The organism is Streptomyces sp. NPDC050658 (assembly GCF_044457025.1).
GTDB lineage: Bacteria > Actinomycetota > Actinomycetes > Streptomycetales > Streptomycetaceae > Streptomyces.
This window is the reverse complement of record NZ_JBITGM010000001.1, coordinates 732,048-755,673: the sequence shown is the minus strand read 5'-3', so window position 1 is coordinate 755,673 and position 23,626 is coordinate 732,048. Positions and strand designations below refer to the sequence as shown.

Annotated in this window: 21 protein-coding genes; 9 read left to right on the top strand and 12 right to left on the bottom strand. The window is 71.1% G+C overall.

What is annotated here, in order from left to right:
* The first annotated feature begins 86 nt into the window (after positions 1-86).
* A complete protein-coding gene (locus ACIBKX_RS03490; RefSeq protein ID WP_363270646.1) occupies positions 87-329 on the top strand; it encodes a DUF2277 domain-containing protein in 243 nt (80 codons plus the stop codon).
* A 72-nt stretch (positions 330-401) separates the two neighbouring features.
* Here the strand turns inward: ACIBKX_RS03490 and ACIBKX_RS03485 are convergent, their stop codons facing one another.
* The gene (locus ACIBKX_RS03485) at positions 402-1,034 is read right to left on the bottom strand and encodes a VTT domain-containing protein (RefSeq protein ID WP_363270647.1); all 633 of its coding nucleotides are present in this window, start codon (positions 1,032-1,034) and stop codon (positions 402-404) included.
* A gap of 247 nt (positions 1,035-1,281) precedes the next feature.
* On the opposite strand from ACIBKX_RS03485, the gene ACIBKX_RS03480 reads away from it, so the two are divergent.
* The gene (locus tag ACIBKX_RS03480) at positions 1,282-1,839 is read left to right on the top strand and encodes a superoxide dismutase family protein (RefSeq protein ID WP_363270648.1); all 558 of its coding nucleotides are present in this window, start codon (positions 1,282-1,284) and stop codon (positions 1,837-1,839) included.
* A 96-nt stretch (positions 1,840-1,935) separates the two neighbouring features.
* Here the strand turns inward: ACIBKX_RS03480 and ACIBKX_RS03475 are convergent, their stop codons facing one another.
* From ACIBKX_RS03475 to ACIBKX_RS03460, 4 genes are all read right to left on the bottom strand, one after another.
* Positions 1,936-2,391: a DoxX family protein gene (locus ACIBKX_RS03475; protein ID WP_363270649.1), complete on the bottom strand. Its 456-nt coding sequence runs from the start codon at positions 2,389-2,391 to the stop codon at positions 1,936-1,938.
* A gap of 58 nt (positions 2,392-2,449) precedes the next feature.
* The gene (locus ACIBKX_RS03470; protein WP_363270650.1) at positions 2,450-4,558 is read right to left on the bottom strand and encodes an FAD/NAD(P)-binding protein; all 2,109 of its coding nucleotides are present in this window, start codon (positions 4,556-4,558) and stop codon (positions 2,450-2,452) included.
* 239 nt (positions 4,559-4,797) lie between these two features.
* Complete coding sequence (locus ACIBKX_RS03465) at positions 4,798-6,471, bottom strand: alkaline phosphatase D family protein (protein ID WP_363270651.1); 1,674 nt, start codon at positions 6,469-6,471, stop codon at positions 4,798-4,800.
* Between the two features lie 87 nt (positions 6,472-6,558).
* Positions 6,559-7,206: an HNH endonuclease family protein gene (locus tag ACIBKX_RS03460; protein WP_363270652.1), complete on the bottom strand. Its 648-nt coding sequence runs from the start codon at positions 7,204-7,206 to the stop codon at positions 6,559-6,561.
* Positions 7,207-7,690: 484 nt separating this feature from the next.
* Here ACIBKX_RS03460 and ACIBKX_RS03455 point away from each other — a divergent pair, with 484 nt between their 5' ends.
* From ACIBKX_RS03455 to ACIBKX_RS03440, 4 genes are all read left to right on the top strand, one after another.
* Positions 7,691-8,272 carry a TMEM165/GDT1 family protein gene (locus tag ACIBKX_RS03455; protein ID WP_363270653.1) on the top strand — a complete coding sequence of 194 codons (582 nt, stop codon included), beginning with the start codon at positions 7,691-7,693 and terminating at the stop codon, positions 8,270-8,272.
* A gap of 181 nt (positions 8,273-8,453) precedes the next feature.
* Positions 8,454-9,119, top strand: coding sequence for an HAD-IA family hydrolase (locus tag ACIBKX_RS03450; RefSeq protein WP_363270654.1), 666 nt, complete (start codon positions 8,454-8,456; stop codon positions 9,117-9,119).
* A gap of 150 nt (positions 9,120-9,269) precedes the next feature.
* Positions 9,270-10,496 (top strand): transposase, encoded by a 1,227-nt coding sequence (locus ACIBKX_RS03445; protein WP_363270655.1) that lies wholly within the window; start codon positions 9,270-9,272, stop codon positions 10,494-10,496.
* Positions 10,497-10,643: 147 nt separating this feature from the next.
* Positions 10,644-12,716, top strand: a complete 2,073-nt coding sequence (locus ACIBKX_RS03440; protein WP_363270656.1) for an MFS transporter — start codon at positions 10,644-10,646, stop codon at positions 12,714-12,716.
* Between the two features lie 25 nt (positions 12,717-12,741).
* Here ACIBKX_RS03440 and ACIBKX_RS03435 read toward each other — a convergent pair whose 3' ends face one another.
* From ACIBKX_RS03435 to ACIBKX_RS03425, 3 genes are read right to left on the bottom strand one after another with little or no spacing between them, the layout of a single operon-like run.
* Positions 12,742-13,293: a GNAT family N-acetyltransferase gene (locus tag ACIBKX_RS03435; protein WP_363270657.1), complete on the bottom strand. Its 552-nt coding sequence runs from the start codon at positions 13,291-13,293 to the stop codon at positions 12,742-12,744.
* Between the two features lie 7 nt (positions 13,294-13,300).
* Entirely contained in the window at positions 13,301-13,636 is a 336-nt protein-coding gene (locus tag ACIBKX_RS03430) for an antibiotic biosynthesis monooxygenase (protein ID WP_363270658.1), read from the bottom strand.
* 31 nt (positions 13,637-13,667) lie between these two features.
* Positions 13,668-14,075, bottom strand: coding sequence for a DUF1992 domain-containing protein (locus ACIBKX_RS03425; protein ID WP_363270659.1), 408 nt, complete (start codon positions 14,073-14,075; stop codon positions 13,668-13,670).
* Positions 14,076-14,179: 104 nt separating this feature from the next.
* On the opposite strand from ACIBKX_RS03425, the gene ACIBKX_RS03420 reads away from it, so the two are divergent.
* Positions 14,180-14,572: a hypothetical protein gene (locus tag ACIBKX_RS03420; protein ID WP_363270660.1), complete on the top strand. Its 393-nt coding sequence runs from the start codon at positions 14,180-14,182 to the stop codon at positions 14,570-14,572.
* 21 nt (positions 14,573-14,593) lie between these two features.
* On the opposite strand, the gene ACIBKX_RS03415 is transcribed toward ACIBKX_RS03420, so the two are convergent.
* A complete protein-coding gene (locus ACIBKX_RS03415) occupies positions 14,594-15,262 on the bottom strand; it encodes an O-methyltransferase (RefSeq protein WP_363270661.1) in 669 nt (222 codons plus the stop codon).
* A 191-nt stretch (positions 15,263-15,453) separates the two neighbouring features.
* Between ACIBKX_RS03415 and ACIBKX_RS03410 the strand changes: the two genes are divergently transcribed.
* Positions 15,454-16,560, top strand: a complete 1,107-nt coding sequence (locus ACIBKX_RS03410; protein WP_363270662.1) for a serpin family protein — start codon at positions 15,454-15,456, stop codon at positions 16,558-16,560.
* An 82-nt stretch (positions 16,561-16,642) separates the two neighbouring features.
* Here the strand turns inward: ACIBKX_RS03410 and proP are convergent, their stop codons facing one another.
* Entirely contained in the window at positions 16,643-18,034 is a 1,392-nt protein-coding gene (gene proP / locus ACIBKX_RS03405; protein ID WP_399375623.1) for a glycine betaine/L-proline transporter ProP, read from the bottom strand.
* Between the two features lie 492 nt (positions 18,035-18,526).
* Here proP and ACIBKX_RS03400 point away from each other — a divergent pair, with 492 nt between their 5' ends.
* A complete protein-coding gene (locus tag ACIBKX_RS03400) occupies positions 18,527-20,590 on the top strand; it encodes a bifunctional glycosyltransferase 87/phosphatase PAP2 family protein (RefSeq protein ID WP_363270663.1) in 2,064 nt (687 codons plus the stop codon).
* On the opposite strand, the gene ACIBKX_RS03395 is transcribed toward ACIBKX_RS03400, so the two are convergent.
* Both ACIBKX_RS03395 and ACIBKX_RS03390 read right to left on the bottom strand, forming a co-directional pair.
* A complete protein-coding gene (locus tag ACIBKX_RS03395) occupies positions 20,544-22,166 on the bottom strand; it encodes a hypothetical protein (RefSeq protein ID WP_399375665.1) in 1,623 nt (540 codons plus the stop codon). The genes ACIBKX_RS03400 and ACIBKX_RS03395 overlap by 47 nt on opposite strands.
* A gap of 209 nt (positions 22,167-22,375) precedes the next feature.
* Positions 22,376-23,620, bottom strand: a complete 1,245-nt coding sequence (locus ACIBKX_RS03390; RefSeq protein ID WP_363270841.1) for a cytochrome P450 — start codon at positions 23,618-23,620, stop codon at positions 22,376-22,378.
* Positions 23,621-23,626: the final 6 nt, after the last annotated feature.

The window sequence follows — 23,626 nt, the reverse complement described above, 5'->3', positions numbered from 1 at the left end:
GCCACGTCTGAAACGGGTGAACCTGTGGGCAGTGGGACGGGGCGCAGCCCTCGCCTCAACCGCCCCGTACGCGGCAAGCTGTAGGCATGTGCCGCAGCATCAAGACGCTCCGTCCGCCAGCCATCCCCGAGGACGCCACCGAGGAGGAGATCCGGGCCGCCGCGCTTCAGTACGTGCGCAAGGTCTCCGGGTTCCGTGCCCCGGCGGCGCACAACCGTGAGGTGTTCGACCGCGCCGTGGACGCCGTGGCCGAGGCCACGGCGGAGCTGCTCGACGGACTGGAGGTGCGCGGATCGGGCGGCAGGGCCCACACCCACGCGGAGGCGTAGACCTCAGGCCTGCCAAGCGCAGGCTTCCCGCGCGCAGGGCCAGTCCTCAGGCCCAGTCCTCAGGGCCAGTCCTCAGGCCCCGGCCGGCCGCCCCGCCTCGGCCCGCGGCCTGCGCACCAGGAACGCGGCCGCCGCGCCCGCGCCGAACAGCGCGAGCAGGGAGACGCCCGTGGCGAGCCAGGTCGCGCCGAGCCACTGCCCGCCGAAGTAGCCGAGCGCCACGCTGTAACCGGCCCAGGCCACGCCCGCCAGCGCCGACCAGGGCAGGAACTCGTGCACCTTGCGATGCGCCGCGCCCGCCGCGAGCGAGACGATCGAGCGGCCCGCGGGGGCGAACCGCGCAATGATCACGAGCGCTCCGCCGCCCCGTGAGAGGGCCGTGCCGAGCCGCTCCTGCGCCGTGGTCAGACGGCGGGAGCGGGCGATCGCGCGGTCGAGGCGGTCGCCGCCGCGCCAGGCGAGCCGGTAGACGGCGAGATCGCCGATGACCGAGGCGGTGGCCGCCGAGAGCAGCAGGATCAGGATGTCCGGCACCCCGTCCGGGACATGCCCCGTACCCGTGCCGGCCGCGGCCGCCGCGGTGGCCGCCGTGATGACGAGCACGCCGCTCGGCAGCACCGGCAGCACGACGTCGAACAGCACCGAAACGGCCACTACCGCGTAGATCCATGGGCTGCCGGTCAGTGCGCCCAGAGTGTCAAGCACCGAAATTCCCCGTAACTCCCCGGTCGACGGCTTGGTTGCCGCGACGTCGCGGGGGAGCGGCAGGGGCGGCTTGTGACAGCTGTACAGCGTACGCCGCGCCCTCCGCCGTAGATCCACAGGGGGCTCAGATGTTCGCTACATCACGTTCACCCGGCTGCCGCTCCCGACGCGGCGTGCACCGCCGGAGTCCCGTACGAAAGTCCCGTATGGAGTCATCCGACAAGGGGGTACGGGAAGGAGCGCGACGATGGTGGCAGGAGTGCTTGCCGGGGCAGTGGCGGCGGTGGTGTTCGCCGCGGGCGGTGCCGTGGCGGACGACGGGACCGGGCGTTGCTACCGGGTGTGGGCCGAGGGGCGGTTCGCGCCGCCCAGCGCGTTCGTGCCCTCGCCCGCGGTCACGTACGACATGAAGCTGGTGCCCGCTGCCGCCTGGATCGGGGTCGAGCAGCACGGGAAGCCGGGCGACATGAAGGTCACCCTGAAGGTGAAGGGCTTCGAGCCCGGGCACGCGTACGGCGCCCATGTGCACCAGAAGCCGTGCGGCGCCGACCCGATGGCGGCCGGCGGCCACTACCAGGACCGTGTGGACCCGGTGCAGCCCTCGAAGGACCCGGCCTATCTCAACGCGGGGAACGAGGTGTGGCTCGACTTCACGGCGGACGCGGACGGCTCCGGCGGGGCGAGCGCCCGCCACGACTGGGAGTTCCGGCCGGGCGAGGCGGGTTCCGTGGTGCTCCACCGCGAGCAGGGCGGCGCGGGCGACCGCCTCGCCTGCTTCACGGTGCCGTTCGCCCCGCGCGGCTGACCGGCCGCCCCGCGACGCGACGGCGCCCCCGCCTTCGTACGCGTCATGTGCGTGCGTACGAGGACGGGGGCGCCGTCGGGTGGAACGAGGCGGCCGTCAGGCGGCCACCGGCGTCCGCTCGGAGGCCGTGTCGTCCTCCTTGCGCTCGCCGCGCGAGGCGAAGAGGCGGTCGAGGCCGAGCGCGCCGGAGCCGGTGAAGACGAAGAGCAGCATGGCCCAGCAGAAGATCGCCGAGGCCTCGCCGCCGTTCTGCAGCGGCCACAGGGCCTCCGGCTGGTGCACCTTGAAGTAGGCGTAAGCCATCGAGCCGGACGCGATGAACGCCGCGGCGCGGGTGCCGAGGCCGAGCAGCACAAGGCCGCCGCCGACGAGCTGGATGACGGCCGCGTACCAGCCGGGCCAGGTGCCGGCATCGACGGTGGCGCCGTTGCCGTCCATGCCGCCGAGCACGCCGAAGAGCGAGGACGCGCCGTGGCAGGCGAAGAGCAGGCCGATCACTATGCGGAACAGGCCTATTGCGTAGGGCTGGGCGCTGTTCAGACGTCCAGTCATGGTGGGGACTCCTTCGGCTGGGGACGTGAACCGAGTGGGCGCCCTAGGTTAGGTGAACCTAATCGATGCTTGCAAGTTCAACATCTGGCCATTCGGGAGACTCCGGTTCCGCCTCCGCCGGCCGCGCGGGCACGGCGGCCGGCGTCCGCGCCCCGCTTACCGCCGTCCGCAGCACGGCCCGCGCCATCGCGTCCGCGTCCGACAAGGTCACCGAGTCGACGCCCGGTCTGGCGCCCGCGGCCGTCACCCAGTGCACGCCCTCCGTGGGCACGCCGAACGCGAACCTCCTTGCGTGGACCCGGCCTTGACGGTCGATCAGACGGTACGGCCGCGGTGTTACGTCCAGGCCTCCGGTTTCGTAACCGTCGACGACATGCGGGCGGCACTGCCCCGTCCGTACGAGCCGCCCGAGCAGCTCGTCGGCGGTGCGGCGCACATCGGGCTCCGGGAGCCGCGCCTCGATCAGTGTGGTGACGCACACATCGGAGCCCGGCACATCGGGGGAGTGCGCGCGATAGCCGCCCTCCGCGTCGGTCCGTACGTCGAGACGCGGGCCGAGCACCTCAAGGACGCCCGCCTCGATCAGCGCCGTCATCTCCTCGATGCGCCGCCGGGGCGGCCCGATCGAGAGGAAGGCGTTGAGCGGCGTGTACCAGCGGTCCAGGTGCTCGCGCCGGGACGATCCCGTCAGGCCGCCGTGGTCGACGATCAGCCGCAGTTCGTTGCGCAGGTCGCGCAGCACGTCGAGGGCGGACTTCACCGGGCTCGCGACATTGCCGAGCGCGGCCTGTGCGGTGTCCTCGCGCAGATACGTCAGGAGCCAGTCGCGGAAGTCGCCCGGAGCGCGGAAGGCGCGGCCGTCGCAGGGCCGCGACATCCGGTCCCAGGACCAGCGCGCCTCCTCGGTCACCCCGAACTCGTCCAGGACCAGGGCCTCTTGGGGGCTGTGGTGCGGAACGCCGATGAAGGCGTCCCGGAAGGCGGCTTGTTCCGCGGGCCCGCCGACGAGCCCCGCGTAATAGACCGTCTCCACCTCCTTCGCGACCAGTGGCCATATCTCGTCGAGGAAGTCCGGCGCGTCACCGCTGTCCGCGCGCTTGCGGAAGCGGGCTATGACGTCCGGCGTGAGGACGGCGGGCTCGTGCCGCCCGTACGCGCCCTTCGCGTTGTCGCCGCGCGCCTGATAGGGGATGCCGCGCCGCGAACCGGCGTACAGCCGCGGCTCGTGCCCCGACGGCCGGTAGCGCAGACCGCCCGAAGGCGCGGGCACGAAGCGGCCGCCGCGGCCGATGGTGAGCAGCGCCAGGTGGTCGAAGAAGTTGAGGCCGAGGCCGCGCAGCAGCACCCGCTCGCCGGGGGCGACCGCCGCGAGGTCGACGTCGGCGGGGTTGGCGGGCGCGATGTGCCGCAGCCCGTGCCGCGCGGCATGCTCGGCGAGCGCCCGGCAGCCCGGCTCGTCGACCGCCGGCAGATGTCCCTGGGCCAGGACGACGGCGCTGAGCCCGCGCAGTTCCCGCCCGTCGTCGAGTACGAGCGTCTGGGCGCCGCCCCCGCCGAGCACCTCCTGTCCCTGCTCGCCCTGCTCGCCCTGCTCGCCCTGCTCGCCCTGCTCGCCCTGCTCGCCCTGCTCGCCCTGCTCGCCCTGCTCGTAGAACTCCCCCCGCTCGTACGACTCCCCCTGCTCGTCCTCGTCGAGACGCACGGCCCGTGCCGCGTGCACCTCGACGCGGACCTGCCCGGGAGCCCCCCGCAGCGTCTCGGCGAACACCCACTCCAGATAGCGGCCGTAACAGGCCCGCGTCGGATAGTCGTCCGGGCCGAGCCCCGGCGCGTGACCGGCGGCGGCCCACGCGTACAGGCTCGGCCCCGTGCGGATCGGTCCCGCGCAGTCGACGCTCTCGTCGGTGAAGAGGGTGACCTGTGAGGCGACGGTGTTCATCAGCAGCTCGGCCGGCTGGGCGGTCCGCCAGACGCGGCCGGGACCCGGCGGTGCGGGGTCGACGACGTGGACCGTCAGCCGTGCGCCGGCCGGCAGGAGCTCGGCGGCCGACGCGCAGAGGCGTTCCAGGACGCTGGTGCCGCGGGGTCCCGCGCCGACGACGGCGACAGCGGCATCGGCGACAGCAGCGTCGCGGATCGGTGCGGTCGCGGCGGATGCTGCGGACAAAGGCGTGACTCCCGGAGCAGAGGAGGGGGCGCTGGAAGCGGATGGTCCGCCTCATCATGCCGCCGGAAGCGGGGAAGTCGAACCCCGATCCGGAGGAACTCCGTCCGGGTGTGGCCTGTGTCACGTGATGCCCCTGGGGCGGGGTTCACCTTTGCGAAGCTAGGGCGCCAATAGGCACTTTGGCTGGGTCGCGTGGCGTATGACCGACGTATGACTCGGGGATACGGCCGAGGTGCGACTCAGGAGAGCCGGGCCTCCCCCTCGGCCTCCAGCCGCACCACACCCCGCACGACCCGCGCCTGCTCGAGGCGGACGCGCGCCGAACGGCCGCGCAGCGTCAGCGTCATGAGCTGATTGCCGAACCAAGGCCCGCCCGTCTTGCGCCAGTTGATGGCGGCCGGTGCCGTTCTGCCGTGCCGCAGGAAGCGGCGGCCGAGCGCGCGCCCCGTCTTGCTCCATCCGAAGTGGAAGCCGAGCTTTATCGACCCGTGTATCGAGTTGTGCACGGGCGAACAGGTCAGCTGCAGGACGCGCGACACGGGACCGCCGCCGCCCGGCCAGCTCGGCTCCGCGATGTACGCGTGGTGCACGTCGCCGGAGAGCACGCACACCGTCGCGGGCGCGTCGTCGCCGCTGCCCGCCTCGGCGATCAGCGAGGTCAACTCGTCGAAGGAGGCGGGGAACGCCGCCCAGTGCTCCAGGTCGGAGCGTCTGCGCAGGTTCTCCCCGAAGCGCGCCCAGCGCTCGCCCCGCACACCGCGGCACAGCGCCGCGTTCCACCCCTCGGCGTCATGGATGAGATGGGGCAGCAGCCAGGGCAGCGAGGTGCCGATCAGGAGATGGTCGCAGCCGCCCTCGAGGGCCTGCTCGCGCAGCCAGCGCGCCTCGTCCGGGTCGAGTATCGCGCGGTTCTGCTCCTCCAGGACCCGCGCCGCACGCGTGTCGACCATCAGCAGCCGTACGCGGCCGAAGTCCCGCCGGTAGCTCCACCGGGTCGCCGTGGGGTCGGCGTCCGCCGCGGCGGCGAAGGCGCGCAGGGTGTCGGTGCCGTCGGGGGTCGCGCGCACCGCCGCGTACAGCTCGCTGCGCTCCAGTTCGGCGGGCGGCAGATTGCCGAGGTGCTGATGGACCCAGTACGACATCAGGCCGCTCAGAATGCGCTCGCGCCACCACGGGGTCGCGCGCATCTCGGCGAGCCAGGCGGCGCTGGTGTTCCAGTCGTCGATGACGTCGTGGTCGTCGAAGATCATGCAGCTGGGGACGGTGGAGAGCAGCCACCGCACCTCGGGGTCGAGCCAGGACTCGTAATAGAGGTGGGTGTACTCCTCATAGTCCGCGACCTGGTCGCCCGGCGGATCGTCGAGGCTCCGGCGCGCGGCGAGATAGCGCCGGGTCGCCTTGGACGTCTGGTCCGCGTAGACCTGGTCGCCGAGCAGGAGCAGGACGTCGGGGCGCTCGGCGTCGGGGGCGGCGGCTATCCGGGCGGCCAGTGTGTCCAGGGCGTCGGGGCCGATGGGGTCTCCCCTGCTCGAGCGAAGCCGAGAGCTTGGGGAAGGGTCGTGCTCGCCGCTGGGCGGCGCCGCCCAGCGGCAGGAGCCGAAGGTGACGCGCAGCGTCTCGTCGGTGTCGTCGCCGGGGGTCCGGATGGTGCTGGGCGGGAAGCCCGAGTCCGGCAGCGGCCACACCGGGGAGTCGCCGAGCCGCACCTCGTACGCCGTCTCGGTGCCCGGCCGCAGTCCGGTGACCGGCACGAGCGCGTAGTGGTGCCCGGCGACCTGGAATGTGTGCGCCGTCCCCTTCGAGCCGTCCGCGCACCGCACTTCGGCGGTGCACGGACGGTCGGCCTCGACCCAGACCGTCGCCGAAGAACCGTCGACATACCTCAGCAGCGGACCCAGGCGCAGCCGTGCCACGTGTGATCACTCTCCTCCGTCGCCCCGTACGGTACGGAACGACGGAGGTCCATGGGGAGGTTCCGGCCGATCAGTTCCTGGCCCTGGTCAGCAGCCGTTGAGGATCGAGGACAGGGCGCTCTTCTCCTCGGGGTTCACGCTGAGGTCGTAGTGGTGCTTCACGTCGACCCACATCCGGGCGTAGAAGCAGTGGTACGACGTGGTGGGCGGCAGCCACTCGGCCGGGTCCTGGTCGCCCTTGCTCTGGTTCACGTTGTCGGTGACCGCGATCAGCTGCGGCCGTGTGAGGTCGTTGGCGAAACCTTCCCGCTGGTCCGTGGTCCAGGAGCTGGCCCCGGACTTCCAGGCCTCGGAGAGCGGCACGACGTGGTCGATGTCGACGTCGGAGGCAGCGGTCCAGGTGCCTCCATCGTACGGCGACTTCCAGGTGCCCGAGGTGGCGGCGCAGCTGGAGTCCTGCTCGACGTTGGTGCCGTCGCGCTTGAGGACGACCTCGCGGGTGTTGCAGGCGCCGGACTGGGTGCTCCAGTGCGGGAACTTCTCGCGGCTGTAGCCGTCGGAGGAGCCCTCGGCCTTCTCGGTGAGCTGGCCGAGGTAGGTGCGGGCGGTGGCGGCGGAGACCGGTTCCGGGGGAGCGGCCTGGGCGGGGGACCCGGTGAGGAATGTCGCACCGGCGGCGAGGGCGGTCAGGGCGCTGAGGGTGACGAGACGTCGACGCGCGTAGACTGCGGACATGTGAACTCCCTTTGTGTGGGGGGAAGTTGACCTGTGGGGTGGTCATGCTGGCGCGGTGGGGTTTCCCGCGGGTGTGCGCCAGGTGACAGGGTCGCGTCAATCGGGTGGTCAGTTCAAGGGTTCTGGCGCGGTGTCATGGGCGTTCATATGTGCGGAAGTTGACTTGAGGTGACCCACGCCACACGAGGCGGGGTCTTTCGTCCCTGGAACGGGAGCGGCGGAGGTCCCGTACGATGGATGACGCAGAAGGGGAGTAGCTCTTCGCCGGACCGTCGACATACTGCTCGGCTCGTTCAGATCTCTCTGACCGTCCTGAGCCGGCGCCCGGAGGCAGGCCCTGTCAGGGGCCGGCCAGCGAGACCTTCGGCAAGCAGTGCCAGACGTACACATCCGTGTACGTCGATGTGCGCTGCCGTGCCGAGGTGTCGTAAGCGAAGTGCCGCATGACGCTCTCGGCGGGGCAGCCCCGACCGATTGAGGAACCTTGATCAGCATCAGCGTGACGGCGCTCGTCTTCGGCGTCGTCTTCCTTGCCGAGCTCCCGGACAAGACAGCGCTGGCCGGGCTCGTCCTCGGGACGCGCTACCGCGCCTCGTACGTCTTCGTCGGCGTCGCGGCTGCCTTTGCCGTCCATGTGGTGCTCGCCGTGGCGGCGGGCAGCGTCCTGACGCTGCTGCCGCAGCAGATCCTGCACGCGCTCACCGGTGTGCTCTTCCTGGGCGGCGCGGCGATGCTGCTCATGAAGGGCGGCGAGGACGAGGAAGAGGTCCGCGAGCCCAAGGACCAGAGCTTCTGGAAGGTGTCCGGGGCGGGCTTCATGCTGATCCTGGTCGCCGAGTTCGGCGATCTGACGCAGATCATGACCGCGAATCTGGCCGCCCGCTACGACGACCCGCTCTCCGTGGGTCTCGGTGCGGTCCTCGCGCTCTGGGCGGTCGCCGGTCTGGGCATCGTGGGCGGAAAGGCGCTGATGAAGCGCGTGCCCCTGTCTCTCATCACCAAGATCGCGGCGGTGCTGATGCTGGGGCTCGGACTGTGGAGCCTGTACGAGGCCGTGGCGGCCTGAGGGGCGTGAGCGGGCGGTGTGACCTGGGCTGCTGGCGATCGGCGGCACTGTTTTGTATCGTGGAGAAACAAAGTGGCTCCGCCCGTGTTCCCTGACCGGCGGGCGGAGCTGCCTTGCTTCTTTCTCCGGGGGCGGCGCGCTTGCGGCCCCGCGGATCTTCTCTGCGCTCTGGAGTACGCCGATGACGGCCACGCATGCCACGGTTCTGACCGCCCGAGCCCTCCTTCTCGACATGGACGGGACGCTCGTCAACTCCGACGCGGTGGTCGAGCGCTGCTGGCGGCGGTGGGCCGAGCGGCACGGGCTGCCGTTCGACGAGGTGATCAAGGTCGTCCACGGGCGGCAGGGGTATGCCTCGATGGCGGTGCTGCTGCCGGAGCGGGACATGGAGGAGAACTACGCGGAGAACCGGGAGATGCTGGCTGCGGAGACGGCGGACATGGAGGGGGTCGTCCCCGTTCCTGGCGCCGACGCCTTCCTCCAGTCCCTTGTCGGGCTGCCGCACGCCCTTGTGACCTCTGCCGATGTGCCGCTCTCCAGTGGGCGGATGGCGGCCGCGGGGCTGCCGATGCCGGCGGTGCGGGTGACCGCGGAGAACGTGGGGGCGAGCAAGCCGGATCCCGAGGGGTTCCTCAAGGGGGCGGCGGAGCTGGGGTTCGATCCGGCGGACTGTGTCGTCTTCGAGGACTCGGGGGCGGGGATCGCGGCGGGGCTGGCCGCGGGGATGCGGGTGGTGGGGGTCGGCCCTCGGGCCGGGGAGTTCGCGCCGACGGTGACCGTCGCCGACCTGACCCACGTCACGGTGGAACCCACCCCCGAAGGCCTGCTCCGCCTGACGTTCGCCTGATTCTCCGTGGCGGGGGACCCTAGGGGCGGGCCCTCGCCCCCTGGCGGCCTCGCCCGCATGAATGAGGCATCGGCCCCGGGCGCGCACCAGGCGGCATGAGTTTCCATCGCACCACCCCGAACACCTCAACTTCCCGTCTAGGCTGCCTATATGGCGACACGACAGCTGATGACAGGTGATGCCGGTCATACCCGGTACACCTACCGGCTGCGCGTGTCCGTGACCGCCCGGGCCGGGCTGGAGGCCGAGTGGGGGCGCTGCCGCTGGGTGTGGAACGAGTGTGTGGCCAAATCGAAGACCGTCCGCACCCACAACCAGGCCCACCCCGAAAGTAGATCCACCTGTGGGCCCGCACAGTTGGACCGGATGCTGACCGGGGCCCGCGGAGGTACGTCGTGGCTGGCTGCGGGGGCGTCGGTGCCGCAGCAGCAGATCATCCGGGACTTCGCCAAGTCCCGTGCGAAGGCGCTGAAGGACATCAAGGAGCGCCTCCCGGTACGGGAGCGGGCTGGGATGCCGGGCTTCAAGACGAAGCGCGAGGCCGACCCCACGCTGAACTACACGCGGCGCGGCTTCCGCCTCAGGGATGGCCGCCTGCACTTGGCGGGCGGCATCGCCCTGACCGTCGTCTGGTCGCGTGAGCTGCCCGCCGAACCATCCTCGGTGCGCGTGTACAGGGACAGCCTGGGCCACTGGTACGCCTCGTTCGTCGTCCCCGCCCCACGGGAGCCGCTGCCCGAGACCGGGCGGGTGCTGGGTGTTGACTGGGGCGTGACAGAGACCGCGACCACTACCTCCGACGCCCACGACCTGCCTCACCCCGGACACGGGCGAAAGACGCAGGCGAAGCTGTCGCGTTACGACCGGATGATGGCCCGCCGTAAACCGAAGAAGGGGCAGAAGGCGTCGAAGGGCTACCGTCAGGCGCAACGCCAGCGTGCCGAGGCGCACAAGAAGGCGGCCCGGCAGCGCCAGGACACAGGCCGCAAGTGGGCCAAGCGCGTCGTTCGCGAGCACGATGTGGTCGCGGTGGAGGACTTCAAGCCGAAGTTTCTCGCCAAGTCCACGATGGCCCGCAAGGCCGCAGACGCCGCTATCGGCGCGACGAAACAAGCCTTGGTGGAGATGGCCCGTAAGCACGGGCGGATCGTCCACCTGGTACATCCCGCGTACACCACGATGGACTGCGGCAGGTGCGGTGCGAGAGTCAAGCACGCACTGCCGCTGGGTGAACGCGTCTACACCTGCACCGCGTGCGGAACCTCGTCCCCCAGGGACAAGAACTCCGCGCGCGTGATGCTCGTCAGGGCGGGTCTGGACCCTGCTGGTGCCGAGGGCATAAGACCGTCCGGAACGCGGTTCCGGACGGCGGCCTGAGTCAGGAATCCCCTCCCCTCAGGGAAGGGAGCATTCAATCTTCGTACCCCACCCCTAGCCCCCTAGCCGCCTCAACAGGCCATAACGGGTCACACGGCCCAGGATGGAGAGGGAGAGGCCCCCCGGCAGGAGGCCCAGGAGGTGCCCATGACGCAGGACGTCAGCGCCCGCCCCGCGGGACCGGAGCCCGATCCCGCCCCCGGACCGCCGGACGGGCACGCGCACGGCGGCGTGCTCGTCTCCATCGGCGCGCTGCTGCTCGGCATGCTGCTCGCCGCCCTGGACCAGACGATCGTCTCGACCGCGCTGCCGACCATCGTCAGCGACCTCGGCGGCATGGAGCACCTGTCCTGGGTCGTCACCGCGTACCTCCTGGCGTCGACGGCCGCGACCCCGCTCTGGGGCAAGCTGGGCGACCAGTACGGCCGCAAGAAGCTGTTCCAGATCGCCATCGTGATCTTCCTGATCAGCTCTGCGCTCTGCGGCATGGCACAGAACATGCCGCAGCTCATCGGCTTCCGCGCGCTCCAGGGCATCGGAGGCGGCGGACTGATGGTGCTGTCCATGGCGATCGTCGGCGACATCGTCCCGCCGCGCGAACGGGGCAAGTACCAGGGCCTGTTCGGTGCCGTCTTCGGCGCGACCAGCGTGCTGGGCCCGCTGCTCGGCGGACTGTTCACCGAGCACCTGAGCTGGCGCTGGGTCTTCTACGTCAACCTGCCGATCGGCGTCGTCGCGCTCGCCGTGATCGCCGCGGCCCTGCACATCCCGGTGCGCTCGCAGAAGCACACCATCGACTATCTCGGCACCTTCCTGATCGCCTCCGTGGCCACCTGCCTGGTCCTGGTCGCCTCGCTCGGCGGCACCACCTGGGAGTGGGGCTCCCCGCAGATCGCCGGCCTCGCCGTACTCGGCGCCGTGCTCGCCGTCGCCTTCGTGACCGTGGAGCGCAAGGCGGCCGAACCGGTCCTGCCCATGAAGCTCTTCCGGGTCAGGACGTTCACGCTCTCCGCGATCATCAGCTTCGTCGTCGGCTTCGCGATGTTCGGCGCGATGACGTACCTGCCCACCTTCCTCCAGGTCGTCCAGGGCGTCTCGCCGACCATGTCCGGCGTGCACATGCTGCCGATGGTGGTCGGCATGCTGATCTCGTCGACCGCCTCGGGCCAGATCGTCAGCCGCACGGGCCGCTGGAAGGTCTTCCCGGTCGCCGGCACGGGCGTCACCGCCCTCGGCCTGCTCCTCCTGCACCAGCTGAACGAGAACAGCAGCACGGGCGAGATGAGCGCCTACTTCTTCGTCTTCGGCTTCGGACTCGGCCTGGTCATGCAGGTCCTCGTGCTCATCGTGCAGAACGCCGTCCCCTACGGGGACCTCGGCGTCGCCACGTCCGGCGCGACGTTCTTCCGGTCCATCGGCGCCTCGTTCGGCGTCGCCATCTTCGGCACGATCTTCGCCAACCGGCTCGTCACCAAGCTCTCCGACGCCGTCGCCGGGCAGCAGCTGCCGCCGGGCGTCAGCGCCGACTCCCTGACGGCCGACCCGCGCGGCATCGCCGAACTCCCGCCGGACCTGCGCCCCGGAGTCCTGCACGCGTACGCGACATCCATCACGGACGTCTTCCTGTACGCGGCGCCGGTCGCCCTGATCGCCTTCGTCCTCGCCTGGTTCCTGCACGAGGACAAGCTCCGCGGCTCGGTCACCGCCCCCGACACGACACAGACCCTGGCCAGCAACCCCGTCGAGCGTTCCTCGTACGACGAGGTGGCGCGCGCCCTCTCCGTCCTCGGCACACGGGAGGGCCGCCGCGAGATCTACGTACGCATCACCGAACGCGCGGGCTACGACCTGCTGCCCGCGGCCAGTTGGCTGCTCCTGCGCATCAGCCGCCACGGCCATGTGGAACCGGCCGCGCTCGCCGAGCGCAGCACCGTGCCGCTGACCGTGATCACGGCCGCGTCCCGCCAGGTCGAGGAGCGGCGTCTGGCCCACCGCGAGGGCATGGGCCTGAGACTGACGGACACGGGGCGTGAGGCGGTCGCCAAGCTCTCCAAGGCCCGTGAGGAGTCCCTGGCCGAACTGCTCGGCGACTGGTGGGGCCCCGACAGGCCCACCGATCTCGTCGAACTCGTCCACGAACTCGGCGCCGAGATGTGCGGCTCGGACACCGAACGGCCGCACGACGGCAGGCCGCTGCAGCGCGGGGTGTGGGCCGACTGAGCGGCGGGCCACACCCCGCTCGGCCTCAAATCGCCGCCGGGGCTAGCTCCTTGGCGTACCAGATCTCGGCGTACATCCGCTCGGTGAACGGCTCGGTCTCGACGTACCCGTGCCGCGTGTAGAGCGCCCGCGCCTCGACCAGGTCGAGCCGGGTGTCGAGGACGATGCGCGTCGCGCCGAGCGCACGGGCGGCGTCCTCGGCGGCTCCGAGGAGCAGGGCGGCGCCGCCCTTGCCGCGCATGTCCGGCCGCAGGAAGACCCGCTTCAGCTCGGCGGTCCCGCCCTCCAGGAGCCGCACCCCGGCCATGCCCGCGGGCTCGCCCCCATACCGGGCGACGAGGAGCACGCCGCCGGGCGGCCGCAGATCCTCGCCGGTCTCGGCGGCGACCTCCCGCTCCAGCTCGCCGGGATCTGTCGTACGTCCCTCATGGAGCAGGTAGTACCGGTCGCTGACCTCGGTGTAGTACGCCCGCCACAGCTCGGCGGCGGCAGCGGAGCCGACCGCTTCGGGGCCGACGGTCCAGGAGGCCCGGTCCTCGGCGGGACCGGGACCGGGGCCGGGGGAGGCGTGGGTCATGGCGCCGTCAGCCCGCCTTGGGCGCGGCCTGCTGGACGACCTCGAAGGACCAGAGCGTGGACCCGGAAGCGGCCGGCTTGGGCCTCTCGCCACCCTGATCGGCCTGACCGCCCTGCTGGTGGGCGGCCTTCATCGGCCCCTCCATCCAGGCCTGGAAGGCGGCCTCGTCGCGCCAGCGGGTGTAGACGAGGTACTGGTCGGTGCCCTCGATGGGGCGCAGAAGCTCGAACCACTCGAAGCCGTCCGAGTTCTCCACGGAACCGGCGCGCGAGGCGAACCGCTTCTCCAGGACCTCACGCTGCTCGGCGGGCACGGTCAGGGCGTTGATTTTCACGATGCTCATGCGCCCATCCTCGCGCACGCCGCGTAAAGGCTCAGTCGGGGTGGCGTTCGCGCCAGGCGCGGGCCACTTCGTCGACGTCGAACGGCTTCAGGCCCAGGGGCGGACCCGGCGGCGGCCTGCGCAGCGCCTCGCGGATCTTCTCGTTGAGGTCCGTCACGAGCTGCCGGGCCATGCGCTCGGACGGCGCCGCGGGCGCGGCGGCGAGCACGTCCTCGGCCTCCTTGCGCAGGGCGAGCGTCGGCGGGAGGTGCGAGAGGCCTTCGCGGGCCATCTTCTGCTTGATCCACCACTGTTCGTCGTACGACGTGGTGTCCAGGCCGTCGGGGAGCGGCTTGCCCCGGCCGGCCAGGCGGGCGAAGTCGCCGCGCTGTTCCGCCTCCCGGATCTGCTTGTCGATCCAGGACTCGAAGGTGACTTCCGGTGGCTTCCGTTCCGTCATGGGGCCATTGTCCCAGGGCGGCCGTACGTCTTTCCAGGGCGGCCGTACGCCGGGGGAGAGGGCGACTTAGGATGCGGCGGTCGTCGAGAAACTGAGGAGCGTACGTGCTGGAGCTCACCATGGCCTCCGTGTCCGGGGCGGACGAGGGTGCCACCGCGGGCATGCTCATGGCTGACGCCCCGAGCGAACCGGGCGCCGTGCTGCGGGTCGGCCGCGACCGCGGCGTATGCCGCCTCGTGCCGCCGGACGACTGGCTGTTCGTGTCGCGTACGCATCTGGAGTTCCGCTGCGGTCCCGACGGGACCTGGTCCGTCACCTGGCTGCGCGGCTCGCAGCCCGACCCCTCCTCGGAGGTGCGGGTGTCGGTGGCGGGCGTGGCGCGGCCCCTCGAGTACGGAGGCACCGCGCCGCTGCCCCGTGACGGGTCCGGCGAGGTCGTCATCCAGGACAGGTCGGGCCCGCGCAGCGTGAACGTCGGCTTCTACCAGGAGAGTTGAGGGAGAGGCCGACGGAGCCGGTCAATCCGTCACCCGGGCCAGCGCGAATCCGTCGTACCCCTTCGTGCCGACCGTCTGCACTGCCGTACCCGTCAGCTTCGGGTGCTTGGCGATGAGTTCGAGCGCCTCGCGGGTGCCGCGCACACTGGCGTCGGTGGAGTCGGCGTCGGCGACCGCGCCGCCGCGGACGACGTTGTCGACGATGATCAGGCTGCCGGGGCGGGTGAGCTTGATCGACCACTCCACGTAGTGCGGGTTGTTGGCCTTGTCCGCGTCGATGAAGACCAGGTCGAAGGGCTCGGGGTGCTCGACCGCCAGCGCGGCCAGCGAGTCGAGCGCCGGGCCCACCCGGACCTCGGTGACCTTGTCGAGCCCCGCGCGGGCGAGGTTGCCGCGGGACACTTCGGCGTGGACCGGCGAGTACTCCAGGGTGACGAGCCGCCCGTCGGCGGGCAGCGCGCGGCCCAGCCAGATCGTGCTGTACCCGCCGAGCGTGCCGATCTCCAGGATCCGCCGCGCGCCCTGGATCTGCGCCAGGAGCTGGAGCAGCTTCCCCTGGTTCGGCGCGACGCTGATCTGCGGCAGCCCGGCGGCGTCACTGTCCCGCAGGGCCGCGGTGAGCGCCTCGTCGGCGGGGGTGAGCAGATCGGTGAAGTAGTGGTCGACTGCGGTCCACTGCTGCTGGGACATGGGGGTCATCGGCCTTTCGACGTGTCTTCCGGTGCGGTCTCCGGTGCGGTGTTCCGGTGCGGTGCTTGTCCTTCGAGCGTCTAGTTAGTTTCGCTAAGGAGGCTAGTCGGGTGGGGGTCGAATGTCAGTGGTGACTCGCATACTGGGGACGTTGGTCTGTTTTGGTGGTCTGCGGACTGCGGGGGGTTGAGATGGCGTACGGGACCGGGCAGATGCTGCCCGCGACGGCTGTTCGAGGGCTGGCCGACCGGTGGCTGCCGTTGTTGGGGGAGCCGGGGGAGGACGGGGTCGCGGGGGACTTCGTGTGTTCGCCCGCCGGGTTGTGGCTCGCGTTGGCCGCTGTCGCGGTGGGGGCGCGGGAGGAAACGGCCGGTGAGCTGCGGGAGTTGCTGGGGGTCGCCGACGAGGAGGCGGCGGACGCGGTGACGGCCGCGGCGCGGGCGCTTGCCGGTACGGACGCGGTGGCGGTCGCCACGCGTGTGTGGAGCCGGGTGCCGGTGTACCGGGCCTATCGGGAGGCGCTGCCGGACGTCGGGTTCGGGCCGATGGACCCCGAGGGGATCGACGCCTGGGTGCGGGAGGCGACGGGCGGGCTGATCGAGCGGCTGCCGGTGGTGATCACTCCGGATGTGCTGCTGGTTCTGGTCAACGCGCTTGCGCTGAAGGCACGTTGGGAGATCCCCTTTGAGGCTGCCGGTACGCGCGATCAGGACTTCACCGATGCGTTCGGCGTGCGGCACCGGGTGCCGACCATGCACCGGCCCGTTCCGCTGAACTGCGCGTGGACCGTGGGCGGTGCCAGCGTCGTCGAGCTGCGCTGCCGCGCCGAGGGCGGGCGGGCGCCGGCGCGGGTGCGGTTCGTGCTGGGCGAGCCGGGGGCCGGGCCCGCCGAGGTGCTGCCCCTGGCGTGGGCGCCGGAGGGGCGCTGGACCGGGTTCGACGCCGAGCAGATCAATATGGCGCTGCCCCGGCTTTCCCTGCGGACGCGGATCGACGCGACGGAGCAGTTGGAGGCGTTGGGGATGTGGTGGGCGCTGAGCGAGGGGGCGAACTTCTCCGGGATGTCTCCGGAGCGGCTGGCGATATCGCAGGTCGTGCAGGAGGCGGTGGTGAAGGTGGCCGAGGAGGGGGTCGAGGCGGCGGCGGTGACGGCCGTGCCGATGGCGCCGAGTGGGGCGCCGTACGTTCCCCGGCGGATCGAATGGATCGCCTTCAACCGGCCGTTCGGGGTCGTGGTCCTGGACGGGGCGGGGGAGGTCCCGTTGTTCGCGGGGTGGCAGGCGGGGGTGCCGGGGTAGGGGACGGGACCTGTCGGCGGGGTGGATGGGTGGTCGCCGGGCAATCGGGCGCGTGGGTGGGGAAGCCGCGGAGCGGCGGGGCTCAGGCCTCCACCGCCGGGGGCGAACCCGGCAGCGGCCGGCCCGCGCTCTCGCTCATGAACCACACCGCCGCACCGCCCACGACCGCCGCCGCCATCATGTAGTACGCGGGCATCATCATGTTCCCCGTGGCTCCGATCAGCGCCGTCACCACCAGCGGTGTCGTGCCGCCGAAGATCGACACGGAGATGTTGAAGCCGATCGACAGCGAGCCGTAGCGGACCTTCGTGGGGAACAGGGCCGGGAGGGCCGACGGCATCGACGCCGTGAAGCAGACCAGGAGCAGGCCGAGCGCCGCCAGGCCCAGGCCGATCGCCCACAGCGAGCCCTGCCGGATCAGGAGCAGGGCCGGGACCGAGAGGAGCAGGAAGCCCGCGCAGCCCGCCGCGATCACCGGACGGCGGCCGACCCGGTCGGTCAGCGCGCCCACGAACGGCTGGGCGCACATCATCAGCGCCATCACGGCCAGGATCATCAGCAGCCCGTGCGTCTCGTCGTACTTCAGCTCGCTCGTCAGATAGCTCGGCATGTACGAGAGCAGCATGTAGTCGGTGACGTTGAAGACCAGGACCAGGCCCATGCAGAGCAGCAGGGCCTTCCACTGGCCCGTCACCATCTCGCGCAGCCGCACCTTCGGGCGGGACTGCTCGTCCTTGTGCGCCTTCGCGAGCTCCGCGGCGAACGCGGGCGTCTCCTCCAGCTTCATCCGCAGATAGAGGCCGATCAGCCCCATCGGCCCCGCGATCAGGAAGGGGATGCGCCAGCCCCAGGAGAGGAGATCCTCGGAAGACAGCAGCGCCGTCATCAGGGTCACCAGGCCCGCGCCGCCGATGTAGCCCGCCAGCGTGCCGAACTCCAGCCAGCTGCCGAGGAAGCCCCGCTTCTTGTCGGGGGCGTACTCGGCGATGAAGGTCGAGGCGCCCGCGTACTCACCGCCCGTCGAGAAGCCCTGCACCAGGCGGGCGACGAGCAGCAGGATCGGGGCGCCGACGCCGATCGCCGCGTACGAAGGGATCAGTCCGATCGCGAACGTGCCCGCGGCCATCATGATCATGGTCAGGGCGAGCACCTTCTGGCGGCCGATGCGGTCGCCGAGCGGCCCGAAGACCATGCCGCCGAGCGGGCGGATCAGGAACGCGGCGGCGAACGCGCCGAAGGTGGAGAGCAGCTGCGCCGTCGGGTTGCCCGACGGGAAGAAGACCTTGCCGAGCGTCACGGCGATGTAGCTGTAGACGCCGAAGTCGAACCACTCCATCGCGTTGCCGAGCGCGGCCGCCTTCACCGCGCGCTTGACCAGCGCCGGGTCGACGACGGTGACTTCCGCCGACGCGTTCGGGGACGGCGGGGTCTTGGTCAGGGGTGCGGCTGGTGCGACGGGTGTGGCGGTCGGCAAGGGTTCGCTCGCCTGCCTCTCGGTTGACGACAAGGACGGAGCCGCCACGCGTGGAACGTAACGATGCGGGGCGGCCCGAACGCGACCATAGGTGTAGGCGCCACCATTACGGTCGGTGTCCGCCCGACCGCGTACTGACCGGAAAGTGCTCCTATCCAGGTCAAATGGGATCACCGGGGGCACCGGCGGGCGGGCGCCTTTGTGATCTTTGTCGCGACTCATGGGCGGAACCGCGCCCGCTCCGCCGCAACCCCGCAGGTCACCCGGACGGTCACCGAATGATCACCCTGCGTATGGCGTCGGTTAGGAAGTCTGCGCAAAAGCCGGTAGAAAGCGGGTGTGGCTGCCAGGTGAAATGAGGGTTTCACGCGTCTCTCCCGAGGGCGCGAGCCTCTCGGTGCCGACGGACGAGACGGACGAACCGGATAGGGCGGACGATGCGGACGATGGACCGAGCCGACATGACGAGCGGGGCGGGAGGGCCGACGGCGCGTGGCGAACGTTGAGCAGAGGGGACCGGGACATGCCTTCGGGACGGGGTCGCCCGGCGCACCACAGGCGCGGATAAGGGCGGTCCGTGTCGCCCTCTGGGTGATCGCCGCCATACTCGCGGTCCGACAGGTGGCGGTCGTCGCACGGACCCCGGAGGGGGAGCGGCTCACCGACCTGGAGACCTGGATCGGCCCGGACGGCGTCCTGCATGTGAACGGCTCGCTCTACGACGCCGACAAGTTCACCGGCACCCCGTTCGCCGGACTCGTGCTCAAACCCTTCGCGCGCGCGGCCGAGCAGGCACTCGGCTGGGGCTGGACCTTCGGCACGCTGATCCTGGTCGCGGTGCTCGGCGTCGTCGCCGCCCGCGCCCTGCCGCAGCCCGTCGCGCGGCGCACCTCGCTGCTCGCCGCACCCGTCGCGATCTGCCTCCTGATGCTGTCGCTCCCGGTGCGCAACGCCCTGTACCTGGGCCAGACCAGCATCATCCCCGTACTCCTCGTCCTGCTCGGCTGCTTCGCGGTCAGGGGCGAGCGGGCCAGCGGCGCCCTGATCGGCGTCGCGGCGGCACTCCAGCCGACGGTGCTGCTCTTCGCCGCCCTGTTCTGGTTCACCGGCCGCAGGCGCGCGGCGCTCTCCACCGGCGCCACCTTCCTCGGCTGCACCGCGCTCGCCTGGGCCGCGATGCCGCACGACTCCTGGGCGTACTGGGTGCATCACCTGGCGGGCGCGGGCCTCGGCGCGAACCCGGACAGCCTCGCCAACCAGTCGCTGCACGGCGCGCTGCTCCGCTTCGGCCTGGAAGGCCCGCTGGAGATCGCCCTGTTCGTGCTCCTGGGCGCGGCCGTGGTCTTCCTCGGCCTGCGCCGCGCCGTCCGCTACGCACAGGACGGACAGCTGCTCCTCGCCGTCGCGATCACCGGCTGTGTGGCCGTCGTGGTCTCCCCGACGACATGGCAGCATCAGCTGCTGTGGGTGCTGCTCGCGGTGGTCGGCCGGGTCGGCAAGAAGCAGTCCGACCGGTACATGTGGCCGGTCGCCGTGGTCCTCGTGTCGACGCTGCCGGCGAAGATGATGCTGCCGAACATGCCGATCGTGGAGCCGATCAGGGACAACGTGGTGCTGATCGCCGCGCTCAGCGCTGCCGTCGTCGTGCCGTTCCTCTCGCGTACGGCGCCGCAGTACCAGACGCCGATCCCCACCGACTACGCGAAGCCGGTGCCCGCGCGCTGGTCCTGGGTCCCGCTGGTCCCGTTCTGGCGCCGCGTCACGACCCGGCCGAACCTGCTCCTCGAACTGCTCCTGATCCGCGTCGGCTACTCCGCGTACCAGCAGGCGCGGCTCGCCGCGACGGGCGGCACCAACTCGGGCGGCCGGGCCACGGCCGAGCGGCACGGCGAGCAGATCTACGCGATCGAGCAGTTCCTGCACATCGACATCGAGCACTGGGTCAACCACGCGGTGGTGAAGGTCGGTTGGCTCGAGGAGTTCTTCAACTTCTACTACACGTCGTTCCACTTCTTCGTGCCGCTGACCGTCCTCGGCGTCCTCTACGTCCGGCGCCCCGCCGACTACCGCTGGGCGCGCTCCGCGCTCGGCTTCGCGACGCTCCTCGCGCTCGTCGGCTTCTGGCTCTACCCGCTGGCGCCGCCCCGGCTGATGCCGGAGCTGGGATTCATCGACACCGTGCACGGCGTGCAGGACTTCAGCCAGCCGGACTACGGCACGCTGACCGCGCTCACCAATCAGTACGCGGCGATGCCCTCGCTGCACTTCGGCTGGTCGCTCTGGTGCGGTCTGGTGATCGCGATCCTCGCGCCGAGGTGGTGGATGAAGGCGCTGGGCCTGCTGCATCCGCTGTTCACGGTCTCGGCGATCGTGGCGACCGGCAACCACTGGGTCCTGGACGCGGTCGGCGGCGCGACCGTCGTCGGCGCGGGCTTCGGCCTCGGCTATCTGCTCGCGGGGCCGCGCGTCCGGAAGTCGCCGAAGGCTGCGACAGGTGGGCAGGCGCCGGTCATCGACATGTCGAAGGACTCGGCGAAGGACCGTACCCCGAGCTGATCCGGTATGTGCCGGGCGCGGACACCGTGAGCCGGGTGAACTCGCCGTCCCGCTCCAGGCAGGCTCCCTCCGCCCGGAGCCACGGCGAGTACACCAGGCGCAGCGTCACCGGCTTCCGGGTGGGGACGCGGACGACCATGTCCGAGCCGGTGGAGCGTACGACGGAGGCGGGCGAGGACACCATGGGCACGGCGTCCTCGACCCGGTAGACCCGCCAGTGCTCGTCCCGCCACACGGGCTCCAGCCACCGCGGACCGCTCGCGACGAGCGCGGCCTCCTCCTCGGCGAACCCGTCGGGCTTCCCTGAGGGCAGCACCACGTACCCGACCGCCCATCGGTCGAGCCAGGCCCGGTAGGTGGCCGCGGAGAAGGACCCGTCGTAGAAGAGCCGGCCGCGCTCGACGTCGAGCTGCCGGTTCCAGCCGCGCGCCATGTTCACGTACGGCGCGAGGGCGGTGGCCTCGCGGTGATTGCGGGCGGGTACCACCTCGACCCGCCCCCGGTCGGCGCCGAGCCGCTCCAGCTCCCGCACCACGCCGTGGGTGTCGACGGCCCACTTGGGCACCGCGGTGGACACGGTCAGATCGTCCGCGGTCTTCTGCGCCACCCAGCAGGTGGAGAGCACGAGCGCGACGGCGAGCACGATTCTCCGTACGCGGCCGAGAGCGGGGGCCAGCAGCGCCGCGAGCAGCACGGCGGGCGCGAGCAGCTCGGCGAGCCGCTCGACATTGGTCCCGATCGGGGACGGGATGAGATACGTCAGCACGGTCCCGGCCGCGTACACGGCGGCCCCCCACCGCAGCACCCGCCACTCCTTGGGGCCCGCCACGACGACGGCGAGGCTGAACACCACGGGCGGGAAGATCCGGTCGAAGGGCATCAAGTGCTCGCCGCTGAACGGGAACAGCAGGGTGGTGACCCCCACGACCACCACGGGCGGCAGGGCCAGCGCACAGGCCCGCCCCCAGTCCCGTACGAGGAAGTATCCCGCCCCCACGACCAGCAGGAAGAGCCCCGCGACCGGACTGGCCATGGTGGCGAGCGCCCCGCACACCACGGCGGTCACCATCCGGCGCTCGCGCACCAGCGCCAGGCACGCGGCGCATCCGAGGGCGAGCCCGAGCGCGAAGGTCGTGCGCCCCGACGCGACGTTGCACCACACCGCGAGCGAGGCGAGCACCGCGGGCCACAGCGGACGCCGCAGCCCGGTCCGCGCGATCAGCGAGGCGACCAGCCAGGCACCGGCGACCCCGGACACCACGGTCACCGTCTTCACGCCCACGGCGGCCATCAAGTAGGGCGAGATCAGGCTGTAGTTGGCGGTGTGCATCCCGCCGTACCAGAACAGCCCGTACGCCGAAGCCCCGTGCTCGGAGGCGAACCGCGCCCACGCCTCCTGGGCCGCCAGATCACCCCCGCCCGTGGCGAGGAACGCCGCCCACAGCGCGTAGAGCGGAAGCGTGGGCAGTGTCGCGAGCATCGCCACCCGATGCCGTCGCGCAAAACCCCGGAAGGCCTTGTTCCGCTCGTTGGGTGTGCTGCCCGAGGGCACGAGTGACACATCGGCGGAGACCACAGCCACCGTTTCCGTTTCGAGGACGTGAGTGCGAGGACGTGAGCGCGAGGACGTGAAGAGGCAAGGTTCACTCCACAAGACGCACCACGCAACGGAAACGTTGGCTCCGGCCGACTCCTGGCCGGATGTGTCACCCGATCGCCCCGATGGCCAGGGGGAGGCAGGGGCAGGGCGTAGGGGGGAGTCGCCCCTGCCTCCCTGGCCGCTGGTCAGCCGGTGCTGACCTGCAGTTCCTTTACGCCGTTCAGCCACGCCGAGCGGAGGCGGCGGGGGTCGGAGACCAGGCGGAGGTCGGGGAGGGCGTCGGCTATCGCGTTGAAGATCAGGTTGATCTCCACCACCGCGAGGGACTTGCCCAGGCAGAAGTGCGGGCCGCCGCCGCCGAAGCCCAGGTGGGGGTTCGGGTCGCGGGTGATGTCGAACGTCCCCGGGTCGGTGAAGACGTCGGGGTCGTTGTTGGCCGACGAGTAGAAGAGGCCTACGCGGTCGCCCTTCTTGATCTGTGCGCCGCCGAGTTCGGTGTCCTGGGTCGCGGTGCGCTGGAAGGAGACCACCGGGGTCGCCCAGCGGACGATCTCCTCCGCCGTCGTCTCCGGGCGCTCGCGCTTGAAGAGCTCCCACTGCTCGGGGTGGGTGAGGAAGGCGTGCATGCCGTGCGTGATGGCGTTGCGGGTGGTCTCGTTGCCGGCTACCGCGAGCAGGATGACGAAGAAGCCGAACTCGTCGGAGGAGAGGTTGCCCTCGTCCTCGGCCGCCACCAGCTGGCTGACGATGTCCTTCGCGGGGCACTCCTTGCGGGCCGCCGCGAGGTTCATCGCGTACGACACGATCTCCATGGCCGCCTCGGTGCCGACCTCCTCGGTGATCGCGTACTCCGGGTCGTCGTAGGCCGCCATCTTGTTGGACCAGTCGAAGATCTTCGTCCGGTCCTCCTGCGGTACGCCGATGAGTTCCGCGATGGCCTGCAGCGGCAGCTCGACGGCGACGTTCGTGACGAAGTCGAAGCTGCCGTCGGGGGCGGCGTTCGCGAGCGCCGTCTCCACGATGGACGTCGCGCGGTGGCGCAGGGCGTCCTCCAGCGAGCGGACGGCGCGGGGCGTGAAGCCGCGCTGCACGATCTGCCGGACGCGGGTGTGCTCGGGCGGGTCCATGTTCAGCATGATCAGCTTCTGGACCTCGATCTGGTCGCGGCCGATCGTCTCGTTGAAGCGGATGACCGCGGTGTTGAGGTTGGAGGAGAACAACTCCGGGTGCGTGGACACGTACTTGACGTCCTCGTGCCGTGTCACGGCCCAGTAGCCCGCGTCGTCGAAGCCGGAGATGCCGGGCCGCTGGTCGATCCAGCGCACCGGTTCCGACTGGCGCAGCGTCGCGAACTCCGGGAGGGGGACGCGGTGTTCGAGCAGGTCGGGGTCGGTGAAGTCGAACCCGTCGGGCAGCGCTGGACAGGGCATCGGCAA